The organism is Janthinobacterium sp. GW821-FHT03C10 (assembly GCF_059420865.1).
In genome coordinates this window covers 295,721-309,361 of the sequence record NZ_JBWKUN010000003.1, presented here as the reverse complement: position 1 = coordinate 309,361, position 13,641 = coordinate 295,721, and the positions used below count along the sequence as shown (strand labels likewise).

General features: G+C 65.9%; 15 protein-coding genes. 9 read left to right on the top strand and 6 right to left on the bottom strand.

Annotation, left to right across the window (positions count from 1 at the left end; genetic code table 11):
* Window position 1: 1 nt before the first annotated feature.
* Window positions 2-1,006, bottom strand: coding sequence for an HDOD domain-containing protein (locus AC07VH_RS12595; RefSeq protein ID WP_494788066.1), 1,005 nt, complete (start codon window positions 1,004-1,006; stop codon window positions 2-4).
* Between the two features lie 164 nt (window positions 1,007-1,170).
* Between AC07VH_RS12595 and AC07VH_RS12590 the strand changes: the two genes are divergently transcribed.
* Window positions 1,171-1,755, top strand: coding sequence for a DinB family protein (locus AC07VH_RS12590; protein WP_494788065.1), 585 nt, complete (start codon window positions 1,171-1,173; stop codon window positions 1,753-1,755).
* A gap of 1 nt (window position 1,756) precedes the next feature.
* Here AC07VH_RS12590 and AC07VH_RS12585 read toward each other — a convergent pair whose 3' ends face one another.
* A complete protein-coding gene (locus AC07VH_RS12585; protein WP_475416243.1) occupies window positions 1,757-2,149 on the bottom strand; it encodes a VOC family protein in 393 nt (130 codons plus the stop codon).
* 83 nt (window positions 2,150-2,232) lie between these two features.
* Here AC07VH_RS12585 and AC07VH_RS12580 point away from each other — a divergent pair, with 83 nt between their 5' ends.
* From AC07VH_RS12580 to fghA, 6 genes are all read left to right on the top strand, one after another.
* The gene (locus AC07VH_RS12580) at window positions 2,233-2,772 is read left to right on the top strand and encodes a GNAT family N-acetyltransferase (protein ID WP_494788064.1); all 540 of its coding nucleotides are present in this window, start codon (window positions 2,233-2,235) and stop codon (window positions 2,770-2,772) included.
* Between the two features lie 130 nt (window positions 2,773-2,902).
* Window positions 2,903-3,154, top strand: a complete 252-nt coding sequence (locus AC07VH_RS12575; protein ID WP_475416245.1) for a hypothetical protein — start codon at window positions 2,903-2,905, stop codon at window positions 3,152-3,154.
* Entirely contained in the window at window positions 3,151-3,396 is a 246-nt protein-coding gene (locus AC07VH_RS12570) for a hypothetical protein (protein ID WP_494788063.1), read from the top strand. The genes AC07VH_RS12575 and AC07VH_RS12570 overlap by 4 nt, the downstream gene beginning before the upstream one ends.
* A gap of 150 nt (window positions 3,397-3,546) precedes the next feature.
* The gene (gene lepB / locus AC07VH_RS12565; RefSeq protein WP_475416247.1) at window positions 3,547-4,218 is read left to right on the top strand and encodes a signal peptidase I; all 672 of its coding nucleotides are present in this window, start codon (window positions 3,547-3,549) and stop codon (window positions 4,216-4,218) included.
* 48 nt (window positions 4,219-4,266) lie between these two features.
* A complete protein-coding gene (locus AC07VH_RS12560) occupies window positions 4,267-5,130 on the top strand; it encodes an NAD-dependent protein deacetylase (protein ID WP_494788062.1) in 864 nt (287 codons plus the stop codon).
* Window positions 5,131-5,186: 56 nt separating this feature from the next.
* Window positions 5,187-6,056 carry an S-formylglutathione hydrolase gene (gene fghA / locus AC07VH_RS12555; protein ID WP_494788061.1) on the top strand — a complete coding sequence of 290 codons (870 nt, stop codon included), beginning with the start codon at window positions 5,187-5,189 and terminating at the stop codon, window positions 6,054-6,056.
* Between the two features lie 31 nt (window positions 6,057-6,087).
* On the opposite strand, the gene AC07VH_RS12550 is transcribed toward fghA, so the two are convergent.
* The 4 genes from AC07VH_RS12550 to AC07VH_RS12535 all read right to left on the bottom strand — a co-directional run bounded on the left by AC07VH_RS12550 (window position 6,088) and on the right by AC07VH_RS12535 (window position 11,033).
* Complete coding sequence (locus AC07VH_RS12550; RefSeq protein WP_475416250.1) at window positions 6,088-6,753, bottom strand: dienelactone hydrolase family protein; 666 nt, start codon at window positions 6,751-6,753, stop codon at window positions 6,088-6,090.
* A gap of 161 nt (window positions 6,754-6,914) precedes the next feature.
* Complete coding sequence (locus tag AC07VH_RS12545; RefSeq protein ID WP_494788060.1) at window positions 6,915-9,233, bottom strand: xanthine dehydrogenase family protein molybdopterin-binding subunit; 2,319 nt, start codon at window positions 9,231-9,233, stop codon at window positions 6,915-6,917.
* Complete coding sequence (locus AC07VH_RS12540; RefSeq protein WP_494788059.1) at window positions 9,226-9,693, bottom strand: (2Fe-2S)-binding protein; 468 nt, start codon at window positions 9,691-9,693, stop codon at window positions 9,226-9,228. Before AC07VH_RS12540 ends, AC07VH_RS12545 begins: the two co-directional genes overlap by 8 nt.
* A gap of 41 nt (window positions 9,694-9,734) precedes the next feature.
* A complete protein-coding gene (locus AC07VH_RS12535; protein ID WP_494788058.1) occupies window positions 9,735-11,033 on the bottom strand; it encodes a cytochrome c in 1,299 nt (432 codons plus the stop codon).
* 175 nt (window positions 11,034-11,208) lie between these two features.
* On the opposite strand from AC07VH_RS12535, the gene AC07VH_RS12530 reads away from it, so the two are divergent.
* Both AC07VH_RS12530 and yfiR read left to right on the top strand, forming a co-directional pair.
* Window positions 11,209-12,861: a Na+/H+ antiporter gene (locus AC07VH_RS12530; RefSeq protein WP_475416254.1), complete on the top strand. Its 1,653-nt coding sequence runs from the start codon at window positions 11,209-11,211 to the stop codon at window positions 12,859-12,861.
* A 194-nt stretch (window positions 12,862-13,055) separates the two neighbouring features.
* Window positions 13,056-13,637, top strand: coding sequence for a regulatory sequestration protein YfiR (yfiR, locus tag AC07VH_RS12525; protein ID WP_489628018.1), 582 nt, complete (start codon window positions 13,056-13,058; stop codon window positions 13,635-13,637).
* Window positions 13,638-13,641 lie beyond the last annotated feature (4 nt).

Sequence of the window (13,641 nt, the reverse complement as noted above, 5' to 3'; positions counted from 1 at the left end):
ATCACTCCTCGTCGTCGTCCTCGTCGTCGGCCAGCTTGTCAAACACCTGCAGCTCGGCCTTGCTCAGTCCCGTCATCACAAAGGGATCATCGGCAGGAAAGCGGCCCGTGTCGACCAGCATGCGCAGCTTGCTCAAGCGCTCGCCCAGCGCCAGCGCTTGCGCTTGCGGATCGCCATCGGCGTGGGCGGCGACGCCGGCCTGCCCGATCGCGCGCGTCACGGACTCGGGAAACTCCCATAGTTCGGCGATCCGTACCGACAGGATGCGCGCCTGCGCAAACACCTGGGCAATGAAGGCGTCCGATTGCGGAAAGGCATCGGGCGCATGCATCTGATCGATCAGCCGGAAGGCCACCACCAGGCCGACATTGGCCATCAATCCCGCCAGATAGGCGTCGAAGGCGTTGGCCTGCATGGCCGGCGCGACCAGGTTGGCCGCCAGCGCGCATTTCTCGGACTGGCGCCAGATCAGCGGCGCCGTGCGTATGGTCAGGCCGCCGCTTTGCATGCTGACGATGGGACGGAAGGCGACGCGGGCAAGCAGCATGCGCATGCCGTTTTGCCCCAGCAGCATGATGGCGCCTTCCATGTTGTTGATCGACGGGCTGGCGTTGTAGCGCGAATGGTAGCAGGGCCGGTTCGCTTCGCGGTAGACCTCGGCGACCAGCAGCACGTCCTGGGCCAGCTGGGCCGACAGCTTGGCCGCGCTCATGTTTTCATCTTGCAAGGTCCGCATCAACTGGGGAATGATGGCCGGAATGCGCGGTATCAGCGCGGCGCCGGCGACCGGTTCACGGGCCAGGCGCGCCAATTCGTCCAGAATCTGCCGTTCCGCCTCCGCCGGCGCCTGCGCCGAACCGGCGGCCGCCAGCCAGCGGTAGTAGACGGCATCGATTTCGGCGATGGTCGCTGGCTGCCGCGCCATCTCGGGCGCCGCCGCTGCCGTGAGGGGCGCAGCCTTGTTTTTGTCGTCGCCGCCGTTCAGTAATTTTCCTATCCAACCCATGTTATTCTTCCAGCCCTATGTGCATCACTATCGCGAAATCCGCTGCGCGATTTTACTTGATGACGGCAGCGCCGGTGCGGCGGGCGTGGCCGGCCTTGTCCATCTGCCGCAACATGCTAAAGTGGCACGACATGAACCCTGCCCTGCCCAACCAGCGATCCAGCATGAACAATCCACTTGCGCACTACCTCACCAGCCAGGCGTACAACAACGCCTGGGCCAACCACCGCCTGCTGAAAGCGTGCGGGCAGCTGACCCTGGCCGAGTTCCAGGCCACGCGCGTCAGTTTTTTTCCCACCATCCAGTTCACGCTGAACCACATCCTCACATGCGACTGGTTTTATCTCGACGCGCTCGAGCGCGAGCTGCGCGGCGAAGCGCCCCATGCCGACTGCTATGTCTTCTTTGAACAGGATGAACCGTTCACCGATTGCGCGGCCCTGCACGCGGCGCAGCGCGCATCGGACCTGCGCCTGATCGCCCATTGCCGCAGTCTGTGCGACCTTGACCTGCCGCGGCCCGTGACGATCCTGCGCGACACGCCGCAAGTCGACACGCGCCTGCGCCTGCTGGCGCATGTGTTCCAGCACCAGATCCACCACCGGGGGCAGGTGCACGCCATGCTGGCCGGCACGCGCGTCGCGCCGCCCCAGCTCGACGAGTTCTATTGCGCCGGCGAAGCGCACGAGCGGGCGCAGGATTTTGCGGAACTGGGCTGGACGGAAGACGAGGTGTGGGGCCCGCGCTGAGTCACTCCTCGGCGTGGCAGCAGACGCACAGCTTGTTGCCGTCGAGGTCGCGGAAGTAGGCGCCATAGTAATGGGCGTGATAATGGGGCCGCAATCCGGGCGGCCCCTCGCACACGGCACCCAGCGCCAGCACGGCCTGGTAGCAGCGGTCCACCTGCGCGCGGCTGGCGGCCAGCAAGGCCGTCATCTGGCCATTGCCGGACGTAGCCGGCAAGCCGTCGTGCGGCGCCGTCAGCACGAACAGGGGACGCGGCGCCTGCCGCGCCATCCAGCCCGCCCAGGGCTTGGCCGGATCATGAAATTTTTCGATCAGATCGAGTTCTCCCAGCAAGGCCGTATAGAAGGCGTAGGCGCGGGGAAAGTCGTTGGTGCCAAGGCAGAGATGGGATAGCATGCTGCTCCTTCATGAATGCAAGCGGGTGTGCGGCGGAATGCGCCAGCTGATTATAATGGCGCATCTCTTTCGGACCAGATCCCATGCCAGACCTCGACCGCCTCCAATTATCCCCTCCGGCCAGCGCCGACCTCCCCGCTTTGCTCGCCTTCGAACTGGACAACCGCGCCTATTTTGAAACCTGGGTCACGGCGCGGGCGCCGTCCTACTACCACGAGGAAGCCATCGCCGCCGCCATCGAACAGGCGCAGCGCGAGCGCGAGCAAGACCGCGCCTACCAGTACCTGGCCAAGCTGGACGGGCAGATCATCGGCAGGGTCAACCTGACGGCCGTCACGCGTCCCTATTTCAACAAGGCGGCGCTCGGTTACCGCATCGGCGAACGGTTCGGCGGACGCGGCTACGCCACGCGCGTCGTGGCCCTGCTGCTGGAAGAAGCGTTCGGCCCACTGGAACTGTGGCGCCTGGAAGCGACGGCGCGGCCGCAAAACCTGGGTTCGGTCGCCGTCATGCAGCGCAACGGCTTTCACCAGTACGGGCGCTCGGAAAAAGCCATGCTTTTCCAGGGCGACTGGTCGGACTTGCTGTATTTTGAACGGCGCAGCGACAACGCCAAGGGCTGACACGCGGCATTTTCCTGCGTCAACGCGACTTTCCCCCTATTGGGCGCGACTTTGTCACAGCGCAAAGCAGGACGATATTGGACTGATAACGTCAAGGTTCGGGAATTTTTAATATCTTGCCAAGTCCAACATGAAACTGCATCGACACCTGTTCGCACATGTGCTGCTGATACTGGCATTGGCCATCGCCATCTTCTTCGCCGCCATCGTGCTGGCACGCATCACACTGTGGGCGGAAACGCAGGAACTGCCGGCCTATCTCGTACAGGGCATGCATCTGGTTGGCAAAGTGCTGTTTTTTCTGGACGGCTGCATCGTCGTTGCCGTCAGCACCATTCTGGCCGTCAGGCTGTTCCACTTGCTCACCAAGGAGGATTTATGAACAACTTTCAGTACCTGCTGACCCTGCAGCACCCGCACCGCTTCTGGTACAGCGCCATCGTCATCGCCGTGGCCTCGGCCATCCTGCTGGGCCCCTGGCTCGACAGCATACCATGGCTGGTGGCAATCCCCTTCGTGGCCGGCGGCTTGCTGGTGGCGCTGGGCGAACTGTGGGATGAAATGCACGGCAAGCACCTGCACAACGGCAGCGACGACACGCATGCGCCATGCCGGCATCCATGAGACTGACGGGGTGACGTCTGCACGCAACATCGGCCAGCGCATGCGGCGCATTTAAGACTGGCTTCAGTCTCGCCGTGCATCGTGATATGGCGCCAGCGGCAAGGGCGCCTTCCTTCCCCATCACGGGCACAGCCCAGCGAAAGAGCCGACATGAGCACATGGATGCGCGCCAACAAAGGTTTTTTGATGTTTCTCCTGCTGTTCGGCGTGTTCCGCACGGCCGTGGCGGACTGGAATCCCATCCCGTCGGCATCCATGCGTCCCAACCTGCTCGAGGGCGACGTGGTCTTCGTCAACCGCCTCGCCTTCAACCTGAAAGTGCCGCTTACCGATATCGTGCTGCAGCGCCTGGGCGAACCGCAGCGCGGCGATATCGTCACCTTTTCCTCGCCGAAAGACGGCACGCGCTTGATCAAGCGCATCATCGCCCTGCCCGGCGACACGGTGGAAATGCGCAATGAACAGCTGGTCATCAATGGCCAGCCCGCCCAGTACACGGCGCTCGACACGGCGCCCGAAACCATCGCCCACCTGGGCCAGCTGACGGCGCAGCGCATCAGCGAGCGCAACGCAACCGAGCAGCACCGCATCCAGGTCTTGCCGCAAATCACAGGCGCCGCCCGCAGCTTCGCCCCCGTGACGGTGCCGGCCGACCATTTCCTCATGCTGGGCGATAACCGCGATAACAGCGCCGACTCGCGCTACTTCGGCTTCGTGCCCCGTGCATTGCTGATCGGCAAGGCCGAGCGCATCCTCGTCTCGGCCGATATCCAGGAGCATTGGCAGCCGCGGCTGCAGCGTTTCGGCATGAAGCTGGAGTAAATGTTGCCCATGCAACGGCGCCGCGCTTTTCGGTTAGCATGGCGCATCATGCACAACTTTCCCTCATCCAGCCAGCAGCCCGCCAGCGACGATGCCGCCCTCGAGCAGCTGGCGCAGTTCCTGCGGCGCCATCCCGACGTGCTGCTGCTGACGGGCGCCGGCATCAGCACGGCGTCCGGCATTCCCGATTACCGCGACGCGGACGGCGTGCGGCGCGGCAATGCCCCCGTGCAAGGCCCCGATTTTCGCCGCCAGGAAGCCGTGCGCCGCCGCTACTGGGCACGCAGCATGGTGGGCTGGCCCACCCTGGCGTGCGCCACGCCGAATCCCGGCCACCTGGCCATCGCGCAACTGGCGCAGCGCCAGTGCATCGGCGGCCTGGTCACGCAAAACGTGGATGGCCTGCATCAGCAGGCAGGCAGCGCCGCCGTCACGGAGTTGCATGGCAGCATACATGGTGTGATCTGTCTCGATTGCCGGGCCCGCCACACGCGCCGTCTGATCCAGGATCAGCTCGAACGCGACAATCCCCAGATGCTGGGCGCCACGGCCACGCCGGCGCCCGACGGCGACGCCTTGCTGGAGCCGTCCCATCTGGCCACCTTCCACGTGCCTGCCTGCCCTCGCTGCGGCGGCACCCTGCAGCCCGACGTGGTGTTTTTCGGCGATGGCGTACCCGCCGCCTGCGCGGCCGAGGCCGAAAGCAAGATGCATGCGGCCAGCGCCCTGCTGGTGGTGGGTTCGTCCGTCATGGTGTATTCGAGCTTTCGCCTGTGCCGCATGGCGGCCGAGACGGACAAACCCGTGGCCGCCATCAACATGGGCAAGACGCGCGCCGACCATTTGCTGGCATTCAAGGCCGATGCCCCGGCACAGGACATCCTGCCTGCATTAGCGGCCATGCTGGGCTGAGTGCGTGCCGGCCCCGCGCCGCTCTGGCTATACTGTGCAATTAACGAGGAGAATTCATGCTGGAACTGTTGAGTGAACACGCCTGTTTTGGCGGCGTACAACGCTTTTATCGCCACGACGCGCAAGCCATCGGCTTGCCCATGCGTTTCTCGGCCTTCATTCCCGACACGGCGCCGGGCAGCGCCGTCACCGCCAAACGCCCCGCCCTGTTTTACCTGGCGGGCCTGACCTGCACGGAAGAAACGTTCATGATCAAGGGCGGCGCGCAGCGCGTGGCGGCCGAGGAAGGCCTGATCCTGATCGCCCCCGACACCAGCCCCCGTGGCGCGAATATCGCGGGCGAGACGGATGCCTGGGATTTCGGCGCGGGCGCCGGCTTTTACGTGGACGCCACCGAGGCGCCCTGGAGCGGCCACTACCGCATGTACAGCTATATCCTGGAATTGCGCGCCCTGCTGGAACAGGAACTGGCGATCGATGCGCAACGCACGGGCATTTTCGGCCACTCGATGGGCGGCCATGGCGCGCTGGTGCTGGCCTTGCGCAATCCTGCGCTGTTTCGCTCCGTCTCCGCCTTCGCCCCCATCGCCGCACCGAGCCAGTGTCCGTGGGGCAAGAAAGCGTTTACGGGCTACCTGGGCAGCGACGCGGCCAGCTGGCAACAGTACGATGCGAGCGCGCTGATGCGCGGCCTCCAGGGCCGGCCGCCACTGTTCCCCGAAGGTATCTTGATCGACCAGGGCCTGGCCGACAAATTCCTGTCCGAGCAACTGCACCCCGAGGTATTCGAAGCGGCGTGCCGCGACGCCGGCCAGCCCTTGCGGCTGCGCCGCCATGCCGGCTACGACCATGGCTATTACTTCATCGCCAGCTTCATGGAAGAGCACGTGCGCTTCCATGCGCGGAATCTGCGCGCCCTTGCCTGACGCACTTGCCTGACGCACCTGCCTGATTGAACTACTGCGCCGTGCTGGTATGCCCGTTGAAATGGCGCATGTACCAGTCCGTGGCCAGCAGGGCCGCCTGGTGGCGCGTGTCGGGGCCGCCAGGGGCGGCAATTTGTTCCAGCTGTTTGTCGCAGCGCAAGGTGGCAAACGCCATGCGGTTCAGGCCCGCCACGTCGGGATCGCGCCCGCCCACGATCAGCAGCGATGGCACGCGCACGTTTTCCAGCGCCGCCTTGCCCGCCATTTCCACCTGGCCATCGCAGACGGCCAGCGCGGCGATCTCCGCGCTGCGCCAGGCCGCCAGCTGCATCACGACGGCCGCGCTGGTGCCATAACCATACAGGCCGCAGGGCAAGCGCCGCGTGGACGGGTCGACTTGCAGCCAGCCCAGGGCTTTTTCCAGCTGGCGCGCCAGCAGCACGATATCGCTGCGCACGAAATACGCATGGCCATTGCTGCCGCCGCCAGGCCCGACACCGCCCTGGTCGAAGCGCAAGGTGGCGATGCCCGCCCGCAGAAAATCCTGGGAGGTGGCATGGCTGGAGGCGCCCAGGTAGTCGCTGTCGGCGCCCGCGCCGTGGGCGAACAGGACGATGCCCACGGGCCGCTCGGGCATTTCAAGCACGCCGTCCATTTGAAGTTCATCGGCCGTGATGCTGACAAATTGTTCTTGCATGGCTGCCTCCGCTATCGAGCTGAAATCGGACTGACATCAAGCTGCTGTTGCGTTGATCTTGCCGGAACGGGCACCGCCTGCGCGCCCTGAGCGGCAGACCTCAGTGTACCAGCCTGCGTCCGTTCATGCGCGGCGCACGTCAAATTCGCCACACACCCGCATCAGACGGCGCCGTGCCGATCCAGCCCCTTCAGCACCGCTTCCGGGCGGATCGGCAAATGCCGCACGCGCGAGGCCACGGCGGCGAAGATGGCGTTGCCGATGGCGGGCGCCACGGCTGTCGTGGGCGGCTCGCCCATGCCCGTCGAAGTTGCCGTGCTGGCCACGAATTCGATGTCGAGCTCGGGCACGTCGGCCATGCGCAACGGCGTGTAAGTGTTCAGGTTGGTATCCTTCACTTCGCCATTCAGGAAGGCAGTGCCTTCATGCAAGGCCATGCTCACGCCCCACAGGGCGCCCCCTTCGGCCTGCGCCAGCGCGCCATCGGGGTCGACGATGCTGCCCGCATCGATCACCATGAACAGTTTTTCGACTTTCACCATGCAAGTGCTGCGGTCCACTTTCACCCGCGCCACGCACACCGTCCAGGTGGGCATGTCGCGTTCCTGGCCGAACGTGGCGGCGATGCCCAGACCCGTGTCGGGCGGCATGGCCGTGCCCCAGCCCGCCTTGTCCGCCGCCCGCCGCAGCACGTGGGCCAGGCGCGCGGCGCCGCCGACGGCGTTCGGCGCGCTGCCCGCATTGCGGCCCGTCGCCTGCAGCAAGGACAAACGAAACGCCAGCGGGTCGACCTTGGCCGCCTGCGCCGCCTCGTCCATGAAACTTTCCACAGCCCAATTCGTCCAGCCCGGCCCCACGGAGCGCAGCCAACCGGGGCGGAAACTGCTGTTGGCCAGGTCGTTCGACACGGCCCGCACGCGCTGCGCGCCCACCGCATACCAGTGGTCGGCGCCGGCGATGGCGAACGGGTCGTATGGATGGCCTTGCTTATCCTTGGCCAGCAAGGCGGGGATCAGCGCTTGCGTGGGCCAGCCCGCGCTGGCCTCGTGCACCATCGCCGACACCTTGCCGGCCTCGTCGAACGCCATGCGCACATGCTGCACGGACGGCGAACGGGGCGAATCGAAACGGGCATCGTCGGACCGCGTGCAGATCATCTTGACGGGGCGCCCCACGGCTTGCGCCGCCAACGCGGCCGGCACGCAATAATCGCCGTTCAGGCGCCGCCCGAAGCCGCCGCCAAGCAGATAGGTATGCAGCATGACCTTGCTCTCCGGCACCTTCAACGCCTGCGCCAGCACGGGCAGGATCAGCGATTGCCATTGATTGCCCGCATGGATATGCCAGACGCCGTCGATCTCCTGCGCCAGCGCATTCACGGGTTCCAGCTGGAAATGCAGCACGGTGCTGGTCGTGTAATGGCGTTCCAATTGCAGGCTGGCATCCTTGAACGCTTGCTCCACGCCATCATCGTCGACCACGCGGGCGCCCAGGCTGGCGTCGGCCAGCTGCTTGCCCGCATAGCTGACGATATCCTGCTCCGACACGTGGGCCGCCGCGCCGGCCCGCCATTTCACCTGCACCAGGTCGGCCGCGCGCATGGCGGCAGCATACGTTTCGGCCACCACCATGACCCAGCCGGGCACCGTGCCGCTGGCGTCCTGCAGCGCCACGCTGCGCAGATAGCCCTGCACTTTCTTTGCCGCCGAGTCGTCGATGGAGACCACCCTGGCGCCGTAGCGCGTGGGCGGGATCTTCGGGCGCGCAAACAGCATGCCCTCCACCTGCGCATCGATGCCGTACACGGCGGTGCCATTGATTTTCGCGGGGATGTCGAGCGCCGGCACCTGCTGGCCGATCAGGCTGCGCTGCTGCGGCGTTTTCAGCACGATGGCGTTCAGTTGCCCGGGCGTGTACTGGCGCGCCAGCTTGCCACGGCGCACGATGTCGCCATAGCCGATCGAGCGCCCCCTGCCATGCACGACGCCCAGCCGGGCGTGGCAGGCGGACACGGGCACGCGCAGCAGGCGCGCGCCCTCCTCGACCAGCGCGAGGCGGCCGGCCGCGCCGGCTCGGCTGAGCGGATCGAAATTCTGCCAGACGGACCAGCTGCCGCCCGTCACCATCAAGCCCCATTTCGGATCCGTGTCCACGTAATGCAGGCGCACCTTGCTCCAGTCCGCTTCCAGCTCCTCGGCGACGATGCGCGCCAGGGCCGTGCCGATGTGCTGGCCCATTTCCGCCTTGGCGATATTGACGGTGATCATGCCGTCGCGGTCGATCTCGAACCAGATGGTCGGATCGAACACGGGCGCGGCAGATTTGGCGGGCGGCGCAGGTGGCGCCTTGCCGGCGGCCAAGGTACTGTCGGCGCGCAGGAAAGCCAGCGTAAACCCCGTGCCGGCGGCGGCGATCAGGAAACCGCGCCGGCCCGGCGACGGGGGACGAGCGGAAGAATTTTCTTTAGGCAACTTAAACACCGGGCGTCTCCCCCATGCCGGCCGCCAGCTTGATGGCCTTGCGGATGCGCACATACGCCATGCAGCGGCACAGGTTGCCGCTCATGACGGCATCGATATTCGCATCCGTCGGCTGCGGATAGTCGCGCAGCAAGGTGGCCGCCTGCATGATCTGGCCCGACTGGCAATAGCCGCACTGGGGCGCCTGCGTGGCAAGCCACGCGCGCAGCAAAGGGTGCGTGCCATCGGGCGAGAGGCCTTCGATGGTGGTGATGGCGCAGCCGGCCACGGCGGCAATCGGCGTGATGCACGAGCGCATGGCGCGGCCATCCACGTGCACGGTGCAGGCGCCGCACATGCCGATGCCGCAGCCAAACTTGGTGCCTTTCAAGTTGGCTTCGTCGCGCAACACCCACAGCAGGGGCGTCCCGGCATCGGCCTCGGTGCCGAAGGGCTGGCCATTCACGGTGATGTTATACATAAGTGTTATAGATAAGTGTCATACATAAGAAACTTTCATGCTTACTTGCCGGCGCGCGTACGCGCCACGGCCGCTTCCAGGTTCGTCCAGGCCGGCTGGTGGCTCCGGCTGCGGCGCAGATAGGCGGCCAGGTTGGCCACGTCGTTGTCCGTCAGCGAAGCGGCAAAGCCCGGCATCAGCACGCCGGGCATGGCCTCATCCTTGCCGATGCCGTGCAATATCACCTGGATCAGGTTGGCGGGGTCGGGCGCGCTGACGGCGCTGTTCAGGCTCAGTTCCGGGCGCAGGGCCACGGGCCGGCCATCGCTGTTCGAATGGCACGCCGCGCAGGCGGCCACGTACAGGCTGGCGCCACGGTCGTTGTCGACCAGGCTGACGCGCTGCGAGCGTTCGATGCCTGCCTTGATCACGGCATCCGCATCCACCTTGCGCTGCTCGGCCCCGGCCACGCCGGCAAAATACACGGACAGCGCGCGGATATCGCTATCGGGCGCAGCGCCCATGCCTTCGTGCACGACGGCCGACATGGGCCCGGCCGCCACGCCGTGCAGGGCCGTCGCCCCCGTGCGCAGGAAGGCGTACAGCTCGTCCTGCGTCCACGGCAGGGGCGCCGCATTGGCGCTGGTCAAGGCCGGCGCATACCAGTGGTCGATGGACGCGCCCAGATAGGCCGAGCCGGCAAGCTCGGCACCCAGCGCATTGCGCGGCGTGTGGCAGGCGGCGCAATGGGCCAGGCCTTCGGCCAGATAGCGGCCCCGGTTCCAGTCCAGCCCTTGCGCGGGATCAAGCTGAAAGCTGGCCGGCTTGAAAAACAGCAACTTCCAGCCCGCCTGCAAGGGACGCAGGTTCAAGGGGAACGGCACGCTGTTCGCGGGTGCGGGCGCGTACACGGGCGGGCGCGTCATGAAATACGCATACAGGGCCGTCAGGTCGGCGTCCGAGACCAGGTTGAAATGGGTGTACGGAAAGACGGGATACAAATGCGCGCCATCGCGGCCCACGCCTTCGCGCATGGCCCGCTGGAAGGCGGCCGGCGACCAGCGGCCGATGCCCGTTTGCCTGTCGGGCGTGATGTTCGTCGCATAGATCGTGCCGAACGGCGTGGCCAGGCCGTGGCCGCCCGCGTACTCGGCGCCGCCCTTGGCCGTGTGGCAGGCGGCGCAATTGCCCATGCCGGCCAGGATGCGGCCCCGCTCCACCGCTTGCGGGGAAAAGGCCGTGGCGGCGGGCGGATCGATGGGCGCCAGCGCGGGGCGCCAGTAATACAGATACGCGGCCAGGGCCGCCACGATGAGCAATGCCAGCGACAGCAGCAGGCCGGTGAAGATTTTCTTGAGCAAAACAGGAGTCCGGTAAAAGGCTGGGTACGCACCTGCCGCGCACGGACGGCGGCGGCAGGCGATTGCGACAATCTTACCGCGATTGTGACTTGTTGTATGTACGCAATGACACGCAGGTCGTGCCGCAGGCGGGCTGCGCCTTATAATCAGCGTTTCAGCACGCCGCCGCTTCTTCATGCATACCGTTACCATCATCCTCATCCTCGTGTTGACCGTCGTCCTGTGCGGCTTTCTCGCCCGCTCGCGCTGGGTCAAGCTGCCGCTGCCGCTGATCCAGATCGCCGGCGGCACGGGATTGGCCGTGTTTGGCGTGCAAGTGCCGCTCGATCCCGACATTTTCTTCCTGCTCTTCATTCCGCCCCTGCTGTTTCTCGATGGCTGGCGCATTCCCAAGGGCGCCTTCTTTTCCGACGCGCGCTCGATCCTGATGCTGGCCATCGGCCTGGTGCTGTTTACCGTGCTGGGCATGGGTTTCTTCATCGACTGGCTGATCCCCAGCGTGCCGCTGGCCGTCGCCTTCGCGCTCGGTGCCATCCTGTCGCCGACGGACCCCGTGGCCGTCTCGGCGATCGCGGCCGGCAACCCGATCCCGCCGCGCCTGATGCACATCCTCGAAGGCGAATCCTTGCTCAATGACGCCTCGGGCCTGGTCTGCTTCACGTTTGCCGTGGGCGCCATGATGACGGGCGGCTTTTCCATCGGCGCCGCCTCGCTGAGTTTCCTGCAGGAAGCAGGCGGCGGCATCGTCATCGGCCTGGCCATCTCGTGGGGCGTGGGCCTGGCGAATAAATGGCTGGTGAGCAAGGTCGGCGAAGAACCGGGCCTGCAAATCCTGATCAGCATCCTGATCCCGTTCGCCGCCTACCTGGGCGCCGAGCAAATCCACGGCTCGGGCATCCTGGCCGCCGCCACGGCCGGCGTGTCCATGCATTACGCCGACCTGATCGGCCGCCCGCTGGCCGCCACGCGCACCCAGCGCAAGGCCGTGTGGGATACCGTGCAACTGGTCCTGAACGGCGTGATCTTCGTCATGCTGGGCGCGCAGCTGCCCGCCACTGTGGCCGGCTTGCCCGCCGCCTCCATGGAAGTGGGCGCCGGCAGCGCCTGGAAGCTGCCCCTGTTCGTCATCGCCATCACGGTGGGGCTGACCTTCATGCGCTTCCTCTGGGTCTTCATCTCGATGAAGCTGACCCTGTTCAAGCACCACAAGAAGGTGGCGGGCGAAGCGAAGGATGCGGCGCTGCTGGCGCGCCCCAGCCTGCGATTGCTGCTGGTGGCCTCGTTCGCGGGCGTGCGCGGCGCGCTGACCCTGGCCGGCATCCTGACCCTGCCGCTGTTCCTGCCCGACGGCACGCGCTTTCCGGCGCGCGACCTCGTCATCTTCCTGGCCATGGGCGTGATTCTGCTGTCGCTGCTGCTGGCCAGCGTCACCTTGCCCCTGCTGACCAAGGGCCTGGTGTTCGCGCCGCCCGCGCGCCGTTCGACGGAAGAGCGCAATGCCCGCGCCGCCGCCGCCGAAGCGGCCATCGCGCGGCTGGAAAAAGTGTGCGAAGGCATCGACAAGAATGACAAGCAGCAAGTCGTCACGGAAGCGGCCAACCGCCTGATCGAAGCCTACCGGCGCCGCCTGGCGTATGGCGAAAGCAGCAACGACGAGGCGATGCGGCTGCAGGAACTGGCCAAGGCCGAGCGGGCGCTGCGCCTGGAAGCGCTCAATGCGGAGCGCGATGAGCTGTTCCGCCGCCGCATTTCGGGCGAACTGGACGACACCATCCATTTGCGCCTGCTGCGCGAAATCGACTTGCTGGAGGCGACACTGGAAGAATAGCAACACTTTGGCGCGCCACGGCAGTGTTGGTAAGTAATTCTCATGGCAAAGAATGCAAGTTTTCACATTCGTGTTTATAATGCAAGGTTGATGGCGTCATGCCGTGATTTACTTTCAACATGGACTTCCGTACAGTCTGTGTTGTTGAGTAACTATTTGAATAGCCACCCCACCTGCATAAAGACACCGACGCCGTGCCTTCCTTCCCCCGCCACCGGCAGCGCTCCGCGCCGCCCGTCCTGCTCGCCGTTGTGCTGCTGGCCTCGCTGCTCGCCTGCAGTGCGCTGGCGCCGTGCGCGGCGTGGGCGCAAACGGGCGCGGCGGCCGACGCCAGGCGTCCCGCCGAAGTGGCCCAGGTCCTGTTTGGCATCATCAGTTATGTACGCTGGCCCGTGGCGCGCCAGGAAGTGCGCATCTGCATGCTCGGTACGCCACGCTACGGGGCGGCCATCGTCGACACGCCCGCTTCCAGCCTGGGACCGCGCATCCGCGTGAAAATCCCGGCGCAGGCAAGCGCGGCCAGCGAATGTGACGTCGCCTACCTGGGCAGCCTGCCCGAAGGCGAACGCGAGCATCTGCTGGCGCAGATCATCGGCAAACCCATCCTCTCGGTCGCCGAGCCCGGCACGTCGTGCGCCGTGGGCACCATGTTTTGCCTGCGCCTGAACGAGGCGCAGATCGGCTTTGACGTCAACCTCGACGCCATCGCCCGCAGCGGCCTGCGCGTGCATCCGAACGCCTTGCAAATTGCACGTCGCAAGGGACCGCCGCCATGAACGC

Excerpts from the sequence above, each read along its gene's own strand:
- AC07VH_RS12570 (WP_494788063.1), top strand. The coding sequence starts at position 3,151 with ATGAACAACTTTCAGTACCTGCTGACCCTGCAGCACCCGCACCGCTTC.
- lepB (WP_475416247.1), top strand. The coding sequence starts at position 3,547 with ATGAGCACATGGATGCGCGCCAACAAAGGTTTTTTGATGTTTCTCCTG.
- AC07VH_RS12585 (WP_475416243.1), bottom strand. The coding sequence starts at position 2,149 with ATGCTATCCCATCTCTGCCTTGGCACCAACGACTTTCCCCGCGCCTAC.
- AC07VH_RS12530 (WP_475416254.1), top strand. The coding sequence starts at position 11,209 with ATGCATACCGTTACCATCATCCTCATCCTCGTGTTGACCGTCGTCCTG.
- fghA (WP_494788061.1), top strand. The coding sequence starts at position 5,187 with ATGCTGGAACTGTTGAGTGAACACGCCTGTTTTGGCGGCGTACAACGC.
- AC07VH_RS12595 (WP_494788066.1), bottom strand. The coding sequence starts at position 1,006 with ATGGGTTGGATAGGAAAATTACTGAACGGCGGCGACGACAAAAACAAG.
- AC07VH_RS12540 (WP_494788059.1), bottom strand. The coding sequence starts at position 9,693 with ATGTATAACATCACCGTGAATGGCCAGCCCTTCGGCACCGAGGCCGAT.
- AC07VH_RS12580 (WP_494788064.1), top strand. The coding sequence starts at position 2,233 with ATGCCAGACCTCGACCGCCTCCAATTATCCCCTCCGGCCAGCGCCGAC.
- AC07VH_RS12550 (WP_475416250.1), bottom strand. The coding sequence starts at position 6,753 with ATGCAAGAACAATTTGTCAGCATCACGGCCGATGAACTTCAAATGGAC.
- AC07VH_RS12590 (WP_494788065.1), top strand. The coding sequence starts at position 1,171 with ATGAACAATCCACTTGCGCACTACCTCACCAGCCAGGCGTACAACAAC.
- AC07VH_RS12575 (WP_475416245.1), top strand. The coding sequence starts at position 2,903 with ATGAAACTGCATCGACACCTGTTCGCACATGTGCTGCTGATACTGGCA.
- AC07VH_RS12560 (WP_494788062.1), top strand. The coding sequence starts at position 4,267 with ATGCACAACTTTCCCTCATCCAGCCAGCAGCCCGCCAGCGACGATGCC.